The following is a 13,927-nucleotide window of genomic DNA, read 5'->3' as shown; positions in this document are numbered from 1 at the left end:
CACCAGGTTGTTGCCCGCCCATTAGCACACACGGATTTACGACCGCTCCACCATCCCGGGAAACCCCGGCGAATTCGCCGCGCGCACGCGCCCCCGGGTTTTGGTTTCACCTTCCCTGATCTCCACCTGGTTCAGTACCCCGCCAATCACCACGCTGTGGCCGTTGGCCACTTTTTCCAGCGCCGCAATGACCGGTTTTACCGGGATAACCCCGGCTTTCAACACCAGGATAAGCCCGTCTGTTACGGCGTTGATAAGCTGGACATCCGGCCCCTGGCTGACGGCGGCGGCGTCGATAATGATCCGCTGATACCGGGTGCGCAGTGTCTCGATAAGCGGCTGCAGCCGGTCTGATGACAGCATCAGCTGCGAGGAGACCAGAACATTACCCCCGGGCAGAAAATCCAGCCGGTCATCAAGCTGCACCAGCACCTCATCAACCGACTTACTGCCGCACAGCACATCTGCCACACCGGGCACCTGCGGGGCATTCAGCTCGCCGGATAAACCCTCCCGGTTGAAGAAATCCATATCTATCAGCAGGGTTTTTTGATCGAAACTAAAAGAGTTCGCCAGCAAACTGGCCAGTAATGTGCGCCCTTCCCCCTGCCCGGCAGAGGTAATAGTAATCACCTGCAGTTTTTTGGGGTTCAGCATAATCAGTGAGCGAATACTGTGGATAGTGTCGCGGTTAAGCGGATCGCTGACGATTTTATGGCGCAGCTGCTCATGGCTGTTTACCCCGCTAAAATGCGGGATCTCCCCCAGGGGCTCCAGATTAAAATGCTCCGGTAACTGGCTGGCGGTATCAACAGCGCTCCCCCTTGCCGCCCGGATAATGTAGTACAGGCTGGCGAGCAACAGCGCCAGTATCACGCTCATCAGCAGCAGAAAGCGCTTGTCGGGTTTTGCAGACAGCACTGCAGGCACGGCAGGATCATAAAGCACCGCGTCCGCATCACTGTCACTGACAGACAGCGCCTGCTCCTGGGTGCGCTGATACAGCGTTTTATACAGTGCCTGTGTCTGATCAAGCTCCAGCTTCAGATCGTTATAGCCCTCGCGTTTCAGGGCCAGATTCCGGAAGTCGCGCTTTTGTTGTTCCAGCTGGTTGCGGTAATTGTTTTCATCCGCCTGTGCCGCCTGATACTGCTGGCGCAGGCCGTTTTCCTGCTCTTTCAGTGCCTGCCGGGTTTGCTCCTCTATAGCCTGTACCTGGGCCTGGGCTGCAAGGATCTTCATGTGCCCGGGGCCGTATGATTTGCGCAGCTCATACAGGGAGCGTTTTGCCTGGGTCATCGCATTACGCAGATCCTGCATCTGCCCGGGGCCTGAAACCGCCGGCAGAGAAATCACCGTACTCAGCGAGCGCCCCGACCCGGTGCGGGCTTCGTGATACAGCGACTGGGCGCTTACCCGCCTTTGCACCGCATCCGCCAGGCGGCTGGTAGCGATATCCAGCTGCCCGGTCTCAAAACCATCAATGCCGCGAAAAACCAGCAGCCCCTCCTGCGCCAGATAGCGGTCGATAGCCTCTTTTTGCTGCTTTATCTGCGCCCTGAGGGCGCGTAATTTTTGTTGGTTATCCGCTGCAGCGCGCCGGGTTTTCAGGCGCTTTTGCCCGGCGCTGTAGTCGATAAACGCCCGGGCAACCCCGTTAGCGATATCCGCAGAAAGCTGCGCTGAGGTGGACTCATAGGAGACGGTAGCCAGATGTGTGGTACGCACACTGTTAATGGACAGGTGCTTTAGCAGCGTTTTCAGCACGTTATCCAGGCGCTGCTGTTCACTTTGCGGCGCGCCGCCCGCCTTTTCACCGGTAAATTGCGGGTTCTGCGCCAGCCCGAGCTGCTTAATCGCCTGCTCCAGGACGATACGCGACTGCATCAGCGCATACTGCGTTTCGTAATAGCCATTACGGGTGGAGTCATAGGCTTCAACGGGTGAAAACGGCAGTACATTGTCCTGCTGGGCTTTAATCAGTACCGTTGCCGTAGAGACGTACTGTTTCGGCATCAGGCTAATCAGCGGGTAGGCCACAGCACCGGCAATCACGCCCGCCAGCACAATTTTCCAGATATTTTGTCTAAATTCCCGGAGAAAACGCGAGGTATCAATCAGGCCGTTATTTTTCCAGCCCCTTTCTGCCACTGAAAGTTTCATCGTTAAAAGAACCCCATGCCAATAGTTACAATATCTCCGGGGTGAACGGCATATCCGGACCCGACACTACCTGGTAATTCCCCTTCTCCCGCGCGCTGAATACTGATGTCGCTACGATCGGCCCGGTCAGTAAAGCCACCGGCCAGGGCAATAGCCCTGCCGACGGTCAGGCCCGGTTCATAGGCGTAGCCGTTGGGATTTTTCACCTCCCCGGAGATATAGAACTTGCGAAACGCCACAATACTGACGGTGACCATGGGCTTACTCAGGTATTCTCCCCGTAAGCGGGTTGTCAGCTCATCGCTGACCTGCTCCGGCGTTTTTCCTTTCAGTACCAGCGGGCCAATATAGGGGAAATTAATGGCGCCACTTTTATCAATAATAAAATGCATGGTCATTTCCGGCTCGCCATATACCACAATGCTGACGGTATCACCGGCACCCAGTGAATATCCCCGGGATGTTGTTTCTGGTACATCCTGCAATGCCGGGGGCGATGAGTTGCACCCGGCAAACACAAAGCTCAGTACCAGTAATGCGCACAATTTAATTATTTTCATTTTAAATCTGCACCTTAGCTGTAAGCATTATCAATGAATTGTCGTAACCGGGCGTCCTGATGACCTCCCGATCCTCATTCTGTCCGATATAAAATGAATATGTGTCTTTGTTTGATTTCAGAACATCCAGCTTATATTCAACCCCAAGGCTTACTGCCGGTGTTGCCTCATAATGCAGCCCGGCGGTAAAAACACTGTTCTTATCCCGCCGCTTATTACTTTGCTTTTTATAATCTTCCGTAATATATGAATAATCCAGCTGCGCGGACAAACGATCCCCGAGCCAGAAATGTTTATATGACACGCCATAGCTTGAGACTAAAATATATCCCCCCGCCTCAGAGGGATCTTTAATTTGCTGGGCCGAATGTACCGAGAACACAGACTGGCGAAGCGGCCGCCACTCACCTTTAATGTCCCAGTTCAGCCCGTTAAAATCGCCGGCATCCGCATTATGGTCAAAGGTTTTATAAAGCCAGGAGACATTAATATCGACCAGCGTTCTGCTGGAAAACTGCGTTTTCAGGCCGTACAGCAGGTAGTATTCGCTGGTGTCTTTGTCTGAGTCCGTGTCGTAGTGGCGCTGATTCATCATCACGCCGTAACGAAAACGCGTTCTGGAGGTATATCTGTCGATAAGCTCTGCCGACAGGCCATTTTCCGACCAGGCCTGGCTGCGGATATACTGGTAGAAATCATCGTCTGTCCGCCTGGCGTTGCTGTCATTACCAAAGCGCAGGGTTTTGTGATTCAGCGCCAGTATCGCTTTGCCTCGTCCCTCTGGCGCGCCGTAGCTGTAGCGTACCTCACTGTTAAATAACCGGGTGTGAAGTGGCGAGTTAATACCAAACTGCCTGAACTGCGCTGGCGAAAAGCCCTCGGTGGTATCCCGGCCGCGATCTTCATGGCCCAGCGCCTCTTCCAGAATCACCGTAACACCGTGCTTTAACCCGTAGCGCCACTCTCCGCTCAGGTGCAGAAAGTGATCGTTATAGTCATCGGCCGAATCTGCGGTGTAATGGCGATAATCACCGGAATACATCAGATAATATTTATCCGGACCATGGGAGGCAGACCACGACAAGACCGGCGCCATACTCAGCAGGCCGGAGCCTGTGGCATCACTGTGGTGTTTCTGGTAGGTAATATTATCCTCATAGCCGTAGTTCAGATCGGCCGTTGCCTGAAACTCCACCCCACCGGGCCAGATATGTGACTTTGGGGTGAGCTCTGCGCGCACCCCGGGGGTGACTATGATAAAAAAGAAAAGGATATATTTAGTATGCATTTTTACCAATAAACCCTTTAAAAATAGTTTTAAATATAATTTTTATATCCAGCCACAGGCTCCAGTTCTGGATATATTCGATGTCATACTGAATCCGCTTCTCCAGTTTAAATAATGCGTCGATCTCGCCGCGGCAACCATTAACCTGTGCCAGCCCGGTAATACCGGGTTTTACTTTATGACGTATCATGTAGTTCTCCACCTGGCGGCGGTATAATTCATTATGGGTCACCGCATGTGGCCGGGGCCCGACGATTGACATATTCCCCTGCAATACATTAATAAACTGGGGGAGTTCATCGAGTGATGTTTTTCTTAAAAAAGAGCCAAATCGTGTTACCCGGGGGTCATTTCTGGTGGCCTGAACGACCCGGTCTGAATTTTCCATCACCCGCATGGTGCGGAATTTTTTTACTTTAATTCGTTGCCCGCTCAGGCCATAGCGATCCTGCTCAAAAAATACCGGGCCCTCTGACGTTATCTTGACACCCACGGCAATAATGAACAGTAATAAAGAGATCATTATAATAATCACGCTACCTAATATCAGATCCTCCGCGCGCTTTACAATGGCGCCGCCCCCTTCAAAAGGAGAGGAAAATATCCCGATAGCCTGTAAATCATGAATATAGCGGATTTGTGATATATTCCGGCTGTATGTGTACAGATCTGGCACAATATAGGTGTTTACCGTTGTATCTGACAGCATACCAAGCACATTACGGATCCGCTTTAAGGCCACCATCGGCAGCGCAACGTAGACCTCATCAAGGTGCCCGGCCCTGGCCTCTGCCACCAGTGTCATAACCGACCCTTTAAACGGGCCGGTCATCCTCCCTTTCAGCTCCCGGAACCGCTGCGGGTCACGATCGTCATAAAATGCCAGCTCCAGGCGAATATCCGAGTACCCGTGGCGCAGCGCCTGCTCCGCAGCAAGGCCACTCTCTGTCACGCCAATAATTGCCACCCGGACACACTTTTTCGCCGAATAACTTGCAATAACTACGCGAATCACATACAAAAACGGCAGTGGCAATGCATACCAGTAGACGGTGGCAGAAATAAACCGACTATCGAGCAGGGCCAGATACCCTAATGTGTCAAAACCGGTAATCAGCGTACGGACAGATTCGATAAATCCCAGTGCCAGAAAGCCCGTTAAGAACAACCGGCTACGGCTATAGAATTTATTTTTCTTATGGCGATACAGATAACACTTTGTATATTCACCAAACAATAAAAATGCGGTAGAAAACAGTAATGCATGGAGCATTACTTTTTCAGTTGTTTTTATATCTAACAGCCAGCCACTCAATATCAACACTGAGTTTATTATTATAAAGTCAATTGGCTTGATAAATGTCGGATATCCGCCATGAGTAACTTTTCTCATGTTCACAATCATTCCCACGCTCAGATAAATAAGCTAACTACAAGTAATAACTCCATGTAAAATTAACGCGATTATAAAACCGCTGGTTATCATTATAAAAAACCACGGTCTATTAACCGCAATCTATGTAGCCCCGTCCTCTGGAGGGGAGATCGCCCCACCTCACAGCGGGACATAGTTATGGTGTTCACAACCAACAGGTTGATATCTCAGAGCATAGGAGCAGTCCTAAAAAACCTCAAAAAAATATATTATTTTAATAAATTAGTATTAATTAAATATCATACTAAAACATCATACGACTTTTTTATTACATGCTCTGGCATGATATTTTTGTACAGAAAACCAGTGTGATACCTGCAACCTTCAGTACAGTTGCACCGGGATAACATAAATATTACTGAAACGACATCACAACTGGCCGCCCGGTACCTGAACCTTTAACCAGAGGATGAGTCTGTAGAGCTGAGCCCGGCATAATGCCCGGCTTATCATGATTAATCTGGCGGGTTATCCGGCCATCACGTTTTCTGAAGGATATTTGTAATGAAAGCATCTCTGATTCCTGCGGTCATGGTTATCACAGCGGCACTGGCTGGCTGTTCTGTCCAGAACGACAAGACCGACTTTCACGGGCTGGGGTTAACCTATCAGTCTCAGGTTAAACAACTGGCGGATGGTAACTGGTATACGGAGGCTGAGGCCGCACCGGCAGCAGGCCGGGTTTCGGGCGCGGTCGGAACGGTCAATAAAACCGCGGTGGACTTCTGCCGGACAAAGAACAAAACCATGCAGGAGGTAAAAACAGATACGGATTCACACCTGCTGGTAAACGGCGTGGCGCGCCTGACTTTCCGCTGCGTCTGACCGATTACCCACCGGCAAAACCACCGGCCGGGGTTTTGCCTCTCAATGCCGCCGCGGTACGCTATGTACCCGGCGGCTACGCTTCCTGAAGTTTTGCAATATCTGACGCGGTTAACCCGGTAACCGCCATCACCGTAGCGGCATCCAGACCACGCAGCAGCATGGTGCGCGCGATTTTACGCGTGGCTTCACGCTCCCCCTGCTCAATTCCCTGCTCGATGCCTTTTTTCACCCCTTTCTGCTCAAAGTGCTCTGCCAGCGTCAGCATGATTTTCTCTCCGTATCGGGGGACCTGTTGGGCCAGTTTCCGGACGAGGGCATCCGCATCAGACGCCGAGCCCGCATTAAAGATATAGTTTATCAGCGCAACTATCTGCTCCTCGCTAATATGCCCTGGCCTCAGTAAGGTGACAAGCCTGTCCAGCAGCCCGGCTAAATCCCGCTGGCGAATATGTTTTTGCAGCAGTGTCAGCGTTGCCATACTGCGGTGGTGCATAATGTCATCGTCCGCAATCACCGTCACATCCACCAGCGGGAAATCACTGGTGTAGAGCCGCCGCGCCTGATCCGGTAAAGAAAAGCCCTCCAGCCAGTTAACCGCCCAGGGGTAAGGGCGACGCAGCCCGGCATAGAACAACACCGGAATAACCAGCGGTAGCCGGTGGTGCCCGGCATCAAGATGGCGCTGCATTGCCGCAATGGCATAACGCATCAGCCTGAACGGCATGAGTGGCTCCGGCGTGCTCTGGTGTTCAATGAGCACATAGATATATCCGGCATCCCCTGCGGCGGTCAGGCTGTAGAGAACATCGCTGTAGTACGGGCGCAGATCATCTTCCACAAATGCGCCGGATGTCAGCGCCAGTGTGGAAAGATCGCATAATGCCAGGAGTTCGGCGGGCAGATGCAGTTGCAGAAAATCCCGCGCGGTATCCACGCGGGTAAGAAATTTTTTAAAAATCGCATCGTGCGGGCCCGGTGTGGTTCCAGTTTTACCCATTGGCGCTCCGGGGCTAAAAAAACATCCCCGGACACTAGCACACCCCGCCACCGTTACCGCCCCTGTCGCCCCACCTTACGAGACGGCACGCAATTTTAGCGTGAGCAGGGAAAACTCAGCCCCGCCCGTCTTTGGGCACCAGGAAGTAAAAGGCAAAGGGGAGCGAACCAATTACGGTAAAGACCAGGCTGTAGATGGCCACCCACGCCCCCTGAATAATGAACATGGAGGTGGTCCAGCTCGCCATCGGCAGATCGTACTGATCCTCAACCCCCTGAAATGTCACCTTCGTTACCACACTCAGGGCGACGATAAACACCATCGCCACGGCTATCAGAAACTTTTTCCCCTCGGGGGTGCGTAAAATATTCGGCATTCCGGGCTCCTTGTGGCTTACTGCCGGGCTCATCCCGGCACACCAGGCAAATGTTACAAAACAAAAACCAAATGCAGCAAAATTGTATACGTTAATGCTACTAAAGTTAACCACAAATGCCGCCCGGAACGGCCAATCGCACAGGGTGTTTGCACGGGGTAAAGCCTGCGCGGTTTGTATAATAAAATAAGGTGATTATATTTTTCCTGAATTATTTTACTTATCCACCATCACAGACATTATAAACTTCATAAAATCCCCCTTTTATATTTAATATCCTCCCCTTACCGCTGATATTAAAGAAAGCTGGCTAACCACATTGACTTCACCGCCATTAATAGAGGGTAATTTCGACATAGAGATATTAAATATAACGAACAACAACATCATAAAGACATACTGTTAACAATTACTTACTACCCTCTCATTATTTATTGCAGCCACTCCAAATTAAATCACCGAATATAAATTTAAGACGTTCCATACGCCCTATTGCTTCGGGCGTGGATATTGGCTGTAAAAATCGGACCGAATAATCAGTAAATCCTGCACCTTCCAGTAATGAAGTTTATGGCTTTCCACTTTTGATACTGTAGCTCAGTGATTTTCTGGCTATCTCTGTCACCAGTTCAACAATATCGCGGAATCCCCCATCCTTATTACGGGTACGAATGCCCGCATCTTTCAGCGCTTTTTGTTTCTTTTCTTGGTATCAAATAAATTTCAAAACGGTATCAAAATTTTTCGTGCGCTATAATGCCGCGCTGGGCGCGGATATCAGAACGCATGATAGATACCGTGCGAGCGAATAAAAATATGATATGGCTATGCTAGCTACCTCCCTCTGGCTTGTCCACAACGGGCCCCCTAAAGCGCCCGTTGTGCTGCCCCGGCGAGCTAGTGATGGGCGTTGCGGGCGATCGCCACCAGCAGTTTCAGGCTGGCAGAATAGTAGTCATCGCCTTCCACAATGGCCGTATCACCGGCGAGACTGGCATCCTCCATCACCAGATCACGCACCGCCAGCAATCCGCCTGAAATCATATAGGGCGAATGCTGATTATTGCTGACATCAACCCAGGCCGGGGTTTTTTCCCGGGCGGATTGTGACCACCAGTGGTGCCAGACGATCAGGTTGCTATTAGCGGGATCGGCCCACCAGAGGTAGAGCGGCACGCGAATGGCATCATAGCTGGATCGGGCAGGCCAGGCTTTTGCCGGCGAGAGGTTCCCTTCCTCAGACAGGTAGACCCAGTCGCTGGGTAAATGCGGCGTCCCAAACTGCATCTTTGCCAGCAGGCGCTGGCTATCGGCGATCAGTTTTTCCCAGACCGCCAGGTGGGTATGCCGGGCAAAATCCTGCCAGGCGGGCAGGACAAAATAGGACGGATTGAGCACAATACCGTTCTGTTGCCGGAAGCCCTTTTCACCGGGCAGCATCACCGTATAACCGGCATAGTTGATCACCATGGATTTGATCAGCGCGGCCTGGATAGCGTCAGAGGCCTGCTGGTAACCCGGCTCCCGCCATTTATCCGCCGCCTGCATCAGCGCCCAGGCGATCAGCGTATCACCGTCAGTGGCATTGTTTTTATCCGCCACCGGGTCACTGGCCACCGGGTTAAACTTCCAGTAAAACAGGCCATTTTGTGGGTTGCGCAGATTGTCACGGGTCCAGTTCCAGATGGCATCAAACGCAGGCTTATCATTCGCCTGGAGGGCAAACAACATCCCGAACCCCTGGCCTTCGGTATGGCTAATATTATGGTTACCGCTGTCCACAATTCGGCCATCCGGCATCAGAAAACGCACTTTAAAGTGCGGCCAGTCAACAGTCTCGCCCCAGGAGACGGGGCTAAATAACGCCGTCATCAACAGTGTCAGTAACAATAAGGCCCGTGACAACATCTGGCTCTCCTTCAGTGATCAATAGCGTTACCCCTGGTAACGAAACTGGATATCGGAAACCCCGTAGATATGGTCCCGATGTAATCGTAAATGTGGTGCCGCGCGCAGGGTTGCCAGCCACGCCCCGTACATCCCCTCAAGAATGACACTGAAGGCATTACACCAGCGGTGCTGTTCATGAGAGTCCTGCTGCGCCCTGGCCACCGGTAACCCCCGATGACGCAGTAACATCGCCTGCCCGGCAAGGTCAATTTCAATGGTGCCCCAGTTAAAATGGGCCAGCAAGCGGTTAATGGCATCCTCCAGATCCCCCACCGTTTCACAGGCCGGCAGCGGATAGCGGGCCGCCAGCTGGCAGCCCATGTCCTGTAAAAACGGCTGACATTCCTGCTCGCCAACATTACCAATCATTCCATCAACCATAATGGTCAGCAAATCAAACCAGCCTTCCGGCGTCTGTTGCTGTTGGTAGTAACGCAATAAGGTCCCGTGTAGTGCATCTGTTGTCATTATTAATGATCCCCGAACATATAGCGGAAATAAACATGGGCAGCACTCTCGTTGTAATCCCCAAAGGTGTCATAAGTCACTTTGCCGCCGACAGTCAGATCTTTATTCACGTTGTAATCGACGTTGGCGTGCAGGTTATAACCGGTGCCATTCTCGCTCTTACCCGCGTACCACGCCTCTTTGGCTTGCCCGGCATTGACATAATCCTCCAGCTGAGACTGCAGCGATGAATTCCCCGGGAAGTACGGGGCCGAATCCTGGCTGTAGGACTGATAGCCCAGCGCGCCGCCCACGGACATTTTCCAGTTCGAGAAGGTCTGGCTGTAGTCCACCGGGAAAGAGACGCTGACATAGTTCTGCGGGCTGAAATAGCCCCCGTGGCCATAACTGAAGTTGCTGAGGTTTTTCGAGAAATCCATATAGCTGAGGCTAATCCCGGTTTTCAGCTCCCGATCAGCGGAGCGCAGCGGCCGCAGGTAGAAGCCTGCCGACCCGGTGATGCTGTTGTTGCTCTGGATATTGTCACCAATATAGCGCCAGCCACCGCCGCCAAGATAGAAGCCCGCGTCGCCGTCATCGTAACTCAGTTGAACGCTGCCCCCATTACGAGTCACCTGGCCCCAGTGCTTACCGGTAAACTTATCAAACGCCCCCACATAGCTGAGCAGGCTGTCGGTCACCGCCCGGCGTTCACCGGTGAAGATCAGCTTCACATAGTCGGTTAACTGCGGTGACCACTGGACCCCACCCACGACGCTACTGAGATCCGGCCCCAGTGGGGTGGTACCGATATCCAGTTTATAATTGTCCCCGCGCAGGGCGGCCCCCACTTCCACACCGGACTCGTTCTGCGAGCCCTGAGAAGGAGCGTCTTCCAGCTGGTCATTACCATAAGTGGAGTGCCCGAGGGCGGCGGTGTTTTTCCCCTGCATAATCGCCCCGGTACCAAACCGCCGGCTGGCATCCCCGGACGGGCTGCCGGCACTGAGAGTGACCGGGGTGACGTTCAGCTCAAGCCGCGCATCACCAAAGGGAACCATTGACCACTGAAGCGGTACCCGCCCTTCGGTCAGCTTGCTCAGACCATTCTCCCCGTCCCTGCCCCGTACCGACATGTCGCTACGTACCCAACTGGAGGTTTTCTCATCCAGTTGCTGGATCATCTGGTCAATCTGGCGTAACTGGCTACTCTGGGCGGTTTCCACCGGAATATCCGGCCGCACGGTGCCCGGCGGCGCAGTTTGCGGGTCCCTGGATTGTTGATCCACCTGCCAGGGCATCGATATGCCATAGACAGAAGCACTCGGGGTTGTCCGGCTGGTGGTGGACGTAGTGCTGAACGGGTTATCCGCCAGCACCATACCGCCAATAACCGGTGTACTGCCGGGGCCGCTGCCGACACTGGCAGATTGCAAGCCCAGCACCTGGCCACGGGCGCTACGCAACAACGCCAGTGCCTGCTGATGATTACCGTCCGCCTCTTCAATGCGGGCCAGCAGCATTTTACGCTGCGGGGTACTGGTATCGTGCAACCCGCTCGCTAACTGACGGGCCCGCTCGACGTTGTTGGCCGCCAGCGCCACGTCAATGGCCCCGGCACGGGCATCCTGGGTTGGGGTGTCCCGGGTCATCAGATAGTCGTAAACTACCCCGGCCTCTTTGTTCATCTTGCCGGACTGGTAGAGCCGGGCCATGGCGAACATCAGATCGGTATTTTGCGGGTCCTGCTGCATGGCGCGGATTAGCCTATCATACGCCGCGGCATAATTGCCGGACTCACGTAGCCGGTCGGCCTCATTGATCACGTAGCCATTTTGTAACCCGGCCAGCTGGGTTGGGGTGCTGCGGGCCTGCAATTCAGGATTTGCCAGCCACTGGCTGGCCTGGGCATTCATCCCCGCCTGGTTAAGTACCGCTATCTGATCGGCATAATCCCCGGCATTGCCCTGGACCCCCCGGGCCATATTGCGCTGTACCACCGCAACCGCCCCGCTCAGGTCCCCGGACTTGGCCAGCAGCTGCGCCAGTTTACCGGCATCCGCCGGGCTGTCCGGAGTACTGTCCCCCATCGCCCGCAATGTATTACGCGCCGCGTTGATATTCCCGGTTGCCAGATAACTTTCGGCAATGGCCATTTGGCCGTTAAACGTGATCCGCCGGGAGAGACTGTTCATGTCCCGGTTACGGTTGGCGGGCGGAATACGCGCCAGCACCGCGCTGGCCTGTTGCCAGGCCCCGCGATCGCTGAGGAATAACGCCGACGCATACAGCGAGCTGGCCCCGGCGCCCGGCCGGTAGAGCGGTTCAATAACCGAGATCGCCTCAGCGCTGTTGCCGTTTTTATCCAGTTGACGGGCCAGATCCAGCCGTAGCCACGGATCCCCAGGCACCCGGTTGATCCCCTGGCGCAAGAGCGCAATCGCCTGTTCGCGGTCGCCGCGATCAGCAGCCTGCTGGGCCTGACGGCGGATAGGATCGCCAGGAGATCCACTCCCGATGCGGGGTTGTAGCCGGGCCTGAAGTGCGGGCGATAACGTACGCAGCACGCTCTGGGCCTGGTCGGTTTTGTTCTGCTCCCGCAGCACATAGTAGAGGTTTTCTTTCGCCGCGGCGTTATCCGGTGAATCCTGGAGCAGCGCGCGCAGGGTTTGCTCTGCCTGGGGGTAGTCTTTGTTGTGGCGCAGGACATCCGCCCGGAACAATTTTGCCGCGTTGCCGCGCTCGCCTGCCTGATCCACCAGCGGGGCACTCAGGGCCAGCGCCTGGCTGATATTCCCCTGTTTATACGCCTGCTGGGCCTGGGATAATTTGCCATAAAAATCGGCATCCGCCGCCTGGTTCTGGCGGCTGGCCGACTGCTCGCCCCCCTGGCTGGCAGAGCGCTGTAAGTATTGCGCGGCCCCGGCGTAGTCCCCCTGGCGCTGGGCAATATAGCCCATACCGGCCAGGGCATCGGGATCATTAGGGTTACTTTGTAATACTTGCTCAAAGCGGGCCTTCGCGGTGGCCAAATCCCCACTGTTCAGCTCGCTGAACCCCGCCTGCATGGCAACACCTTCCGCACTCTGCCGGTAGTGGGCCAGCACCGCGGTATCTTTGGGATGGCGCTGCATCCAGTTGGTATAGCTGGGTTCATCCTGGGTCTGTGGAGAAAACCACATCAGCGCCTGGCGTAGCGCAGCATCGGCTTCCTGATTGCCGGAGGCCATCTGCTCCAGCAGCCCGATCCCTTCCCTGCGAGTGCCCTCGCGGTAGGTCAGCACTTTCCCCAGCGCCACCCGGGCCGCATTGTCCTGCGGGTTCTGGGCCACCACCTGGCGTAAGCCACTCAGGGCCTGACCATAACGGGCATTGTCACCGGCCATGGTGAGGTAATACTCCGGCGCCAGCCCCGGCGGAGGTGTACCGCCGTTAAACAGCGACTGCCAGGTCTCCAGCGCCGCGCTGATGTTGCCACTGCGAGCCTGTTGCCGGGCCAGACTGAGCTGGGATTTCGGAATTTGCGCTACCTGGCTGGCATTGCTCAGGGCCTGCAATTGCGGTGCCTGCGGGTTGGCTTTCGTCAGCCGTTTTCGCCACTGGGCCGCCCCGGTCAGATCCCCGGACTGCTGAGCCCACAGCGCCATCAGATAGAGGGCTTCGTTGTTATTGGCATCCACCAGCAGCACCTTTTTCAGTGCTTCGGTGGCCAGATCGTTATGAGACTTCTCATGCCAGTAGCGCGCCTGTTCAAACAGCGCCGTGAAGGCCGGATTATTGTCTGCCGCCAGCGCATTTCCCACGGCCAGGCTTAGGGTTAAGATCCCGGACGCACAGACAACGGGCAGTAACCTGGCGGTTTTATTATTTATCATGGCACCAC

Annotated in this window: 10 protein-coding genes; 1 reads left to right on the top strand and 9 read right to left on the bottom strand. The window is 54.3% G+C overall.

The window, feature by feature from the left end:
• Nucleotides 1-36 precede the first annotated feature (36 nt).
• From EBL_RS02515 to EBL_RS02500, 4 genes are read right to left on the bottom strand one after another with little or no spacing between them, the layout of a single operon-like run.
• The gene (locus tag EBL_RS02515; RefSeq protein WP_014715789.1) at nucleotides 37-2,163 is read right to left on the bottom strand and encodes a GumC family protein; all 2,127 of its coding nucleotides are present in this window, start codon (nucleotides 2,161-2,163) and stop codon (nucleotides 37-39) included.
• Nucleotides 2,164-2,165: 2 nt separating this feature from the next.
• The gene (locus EBL_RS02510; protein WP_014715788.1) at nucleotides 2,166-2,723 is read right to left on the bottom strand and encodes a polysaccharide biosynthesis/export family protein; all 558 of its coding nucleotides are present in this window, start codon (nucleotides 2,721-2,723) and stop codon (nucleotides 2,166-2,168) included.
• Between the two features lies 1 nt (nucleotide 2,724).
• Complete coding sequence (locus EBL_RS02505) at nucleotides 2,725-4,011, bottom strand: outer membrane beta-barrel protein (protein ID WP_014715787.1); 1,287 nt, start codon at nucleotides 4,009-4,011, stop codon at nucleotides 2,725-2,727.
• Nucleotides 4,001-5,416 (bottom strand): undecaprenyl-phosphate glucose phosphotransferase, encoded by a 1,416-nt coding sequence (locus tag EBL_RS02500; protein ID WP_042340371.1) that lies wholly within the window; start codon nucleotides 5,414-5,416, stop codon nucleotides 4,001-4,003. The genes EBL_RS02505 and EBL_RS02500 overlap by 11 nt, the downstream gene beginning before the upstream one ends.
• Before the next feature lie 534 nt (nucleotides 5,417-5,950).
• Here EBL_RS02500 and EBL_RS02495 point away from each other — a divergent pair.
• Nucleotides 5,951-6,271: a hypothetical protein gene (locus EBL_RS02495; protein WP_014715784.1), complete on the top strand. Its 321-nt coding sequence runs from the start codon at nucleotides 5,951-5,953 to the stop codon at nucleotides 6,269-6,271.
• Between the two features lie 76 nt (nucleotides 6,272-6,347).
• Here the strand turns inward: EBL_RS02495 and EBL_RS02490 are convergent, their stop codons facing one another.
• The 5 genes from EBL_RS02490 to EBL_RS02470 all read right to left on the bottom strand — a co-directional run bounded on the left by EBL_RS02490 (nucleotide 6,348) and on the right by EBL_RS02470 (nucleotide 13,919).
• Nucleotides 6,348-7,271 (bottom strand): Rpn family recombination-promoting nuclease/putative transposase, encoded by a 924-nt coding sequence (locus tag EBL_RS02490; protein WP_014715783.1) that lies wholly within the window; start codon nucleotides 7,269-7,271, stop codon nucleotides 6,348-6,350.
• A 115-nt stretch (nucleotides 7,272-7,386) separates the two neighbouring features.
• Nucleotides 7,387-7,647 carry a DUF2534 family protein gene (locus EBL_RS02485; protein WP_014715782.1) on the bottom strand — a complete coding sequence of 87 codons (261 nt, stop codon included), beginning with the start codon at nucleotides 7,645-7,647 and terminating at the stop codon, nucleotides 7,387-7,389.
• Nucleotides 7,648-8,544: 897 nt separating this feature from the next.
• Complete coding sequence (locus tag EBL_RS02480) at nucleotides 8,545-9,555, bottom strand: family 8 glycosyl hydrolase (protein ID WP_014715781.1); 1,011 nt, start codon at nucleotides 9,553-9,555, stop codon at nucleotides 8,545-8,547.
• A 27-nt stretch (nucleotides 9,556-9,582) separates the two neighbouring features.
• Nucleotides 9,583-10,065, bottom strand: a complete 483-nt coding sequence (bcsD, locus tag EBL_RS02475) for a cellulose biosynthesis protein BcsD (RefSeq protein WP_014715780.1) — start codon at nucleotides 10,063-10,065, stop codon at nucleotides 9,583-9,585.
• A 2-nt stretch (nucleotides 10,066-10,067) separates the two neighbouring features.
• Nucleotides 10,068-13,919 carry a cellulose biosynthesis protein BcsC gene (locus tag EBL_RS02470; protein WP_014715779.1) on the bottom strand — a complete coding sequence of 1,284 codons (3,852 nt, stop codon included), beginning with the start codon at nucleotides 13,917-13,919 and terminating at the stop codon, nucleotides 10,068-10,070.
• Nucleotides 13,920-13,927: the final 8 nt, after the last annotated feature.

Origin of the sequence: Shimwellia blattae DSM 4481 = NBRC 105725 (assembly GCF_000262305.1) — a bacterium.
In the GTDB taxonomy this organism is placed as follows: Bacteria; Pseudomonadota; Gammaproteobacteria; order Enterobacterales; family Enterobacteriaceae; genus Shimwellia; species Shimwellia blattae.
This window is presented reverse-complemented; position numbering and strand designations above follow the sequence as displayed.

What these genes read in the sequence shown, in the direction of transcription:
- EBL_RS02515 (WP_014715789.1), bottom strand. Translation starts at nt 2,163, where the DNA reads ATGAAACTTTCAGTGGCAGAAAGGGGCTGGAAAAATAACGGCCTGATT.
- EBL_RS02510 (WP_014715788.1), bottom strand. Translation starts at nt 2,723, where the DNA reads ATGAAAATAATTAAATTGTGCGCATTACTGGTACTGAGCTTTGTGTTT.
- EBL_RS02505 (WP_014715787.1), bottom strand. Translation starts at nt 4,011, where the DNA reads ATGCATACTAAATATATCCTTTTCTTTTTTATCATAGTCACCCCCGGG.
- EBL_RS02500 (WP_042340371.1), bottom strand. Translation starts at nt 5,416, where the DNA reads ATGATTGTGAACATGAGAAAAGTTACTCATGGCGGATATCCGACATTT.
- EBL_RS02495 (WP_014715784.1), top strand. Translation starts at nt 5,951, where the DNA reads ATGAAAGCATCTCTGATTCCTGCGGTCATGGTTATCACAGCGGCACTG.
- EBL_RS02490 (WP_014715783.1), bottom strand. Translation starts at nt 7,271, where the DNA reads ATGGGTAAAACTGGAACCACACCGGGCCCGCACGATGCGATTTTTAAA.
- EBL_RS02485 (WP_014715782.1), bottom strand. Translation starts at nt 7,647, where the DNA reads ATGCCGAATATTTTACGCACCCCCGAGGGGAAAAAGTTTCTGATAGCC.
- EBL_RS02480 (WP_014715781.1), bottom strand. Translation starts at nt 9,555, where the DNA reads ATGTTGTCACGGGCCTTATTGTTACTGACACTGTTGATGACGGCGTTA.
- bcsD (WP_014715780.1), bottom strand. Translation starts at nt 10,065, where the DNA reads ATGACAACAGATGCACTACACGGGACCTTATTGCGTTACTACCAACAG.
- EBL_RS02470 (WP_014715779.1), bottom strand. Translation starts at nt 13,919, where the DNA reads ATGATAAATAATAAAACCGCCAGGTTACTGCCCGTTGTCTGTGCGTCC.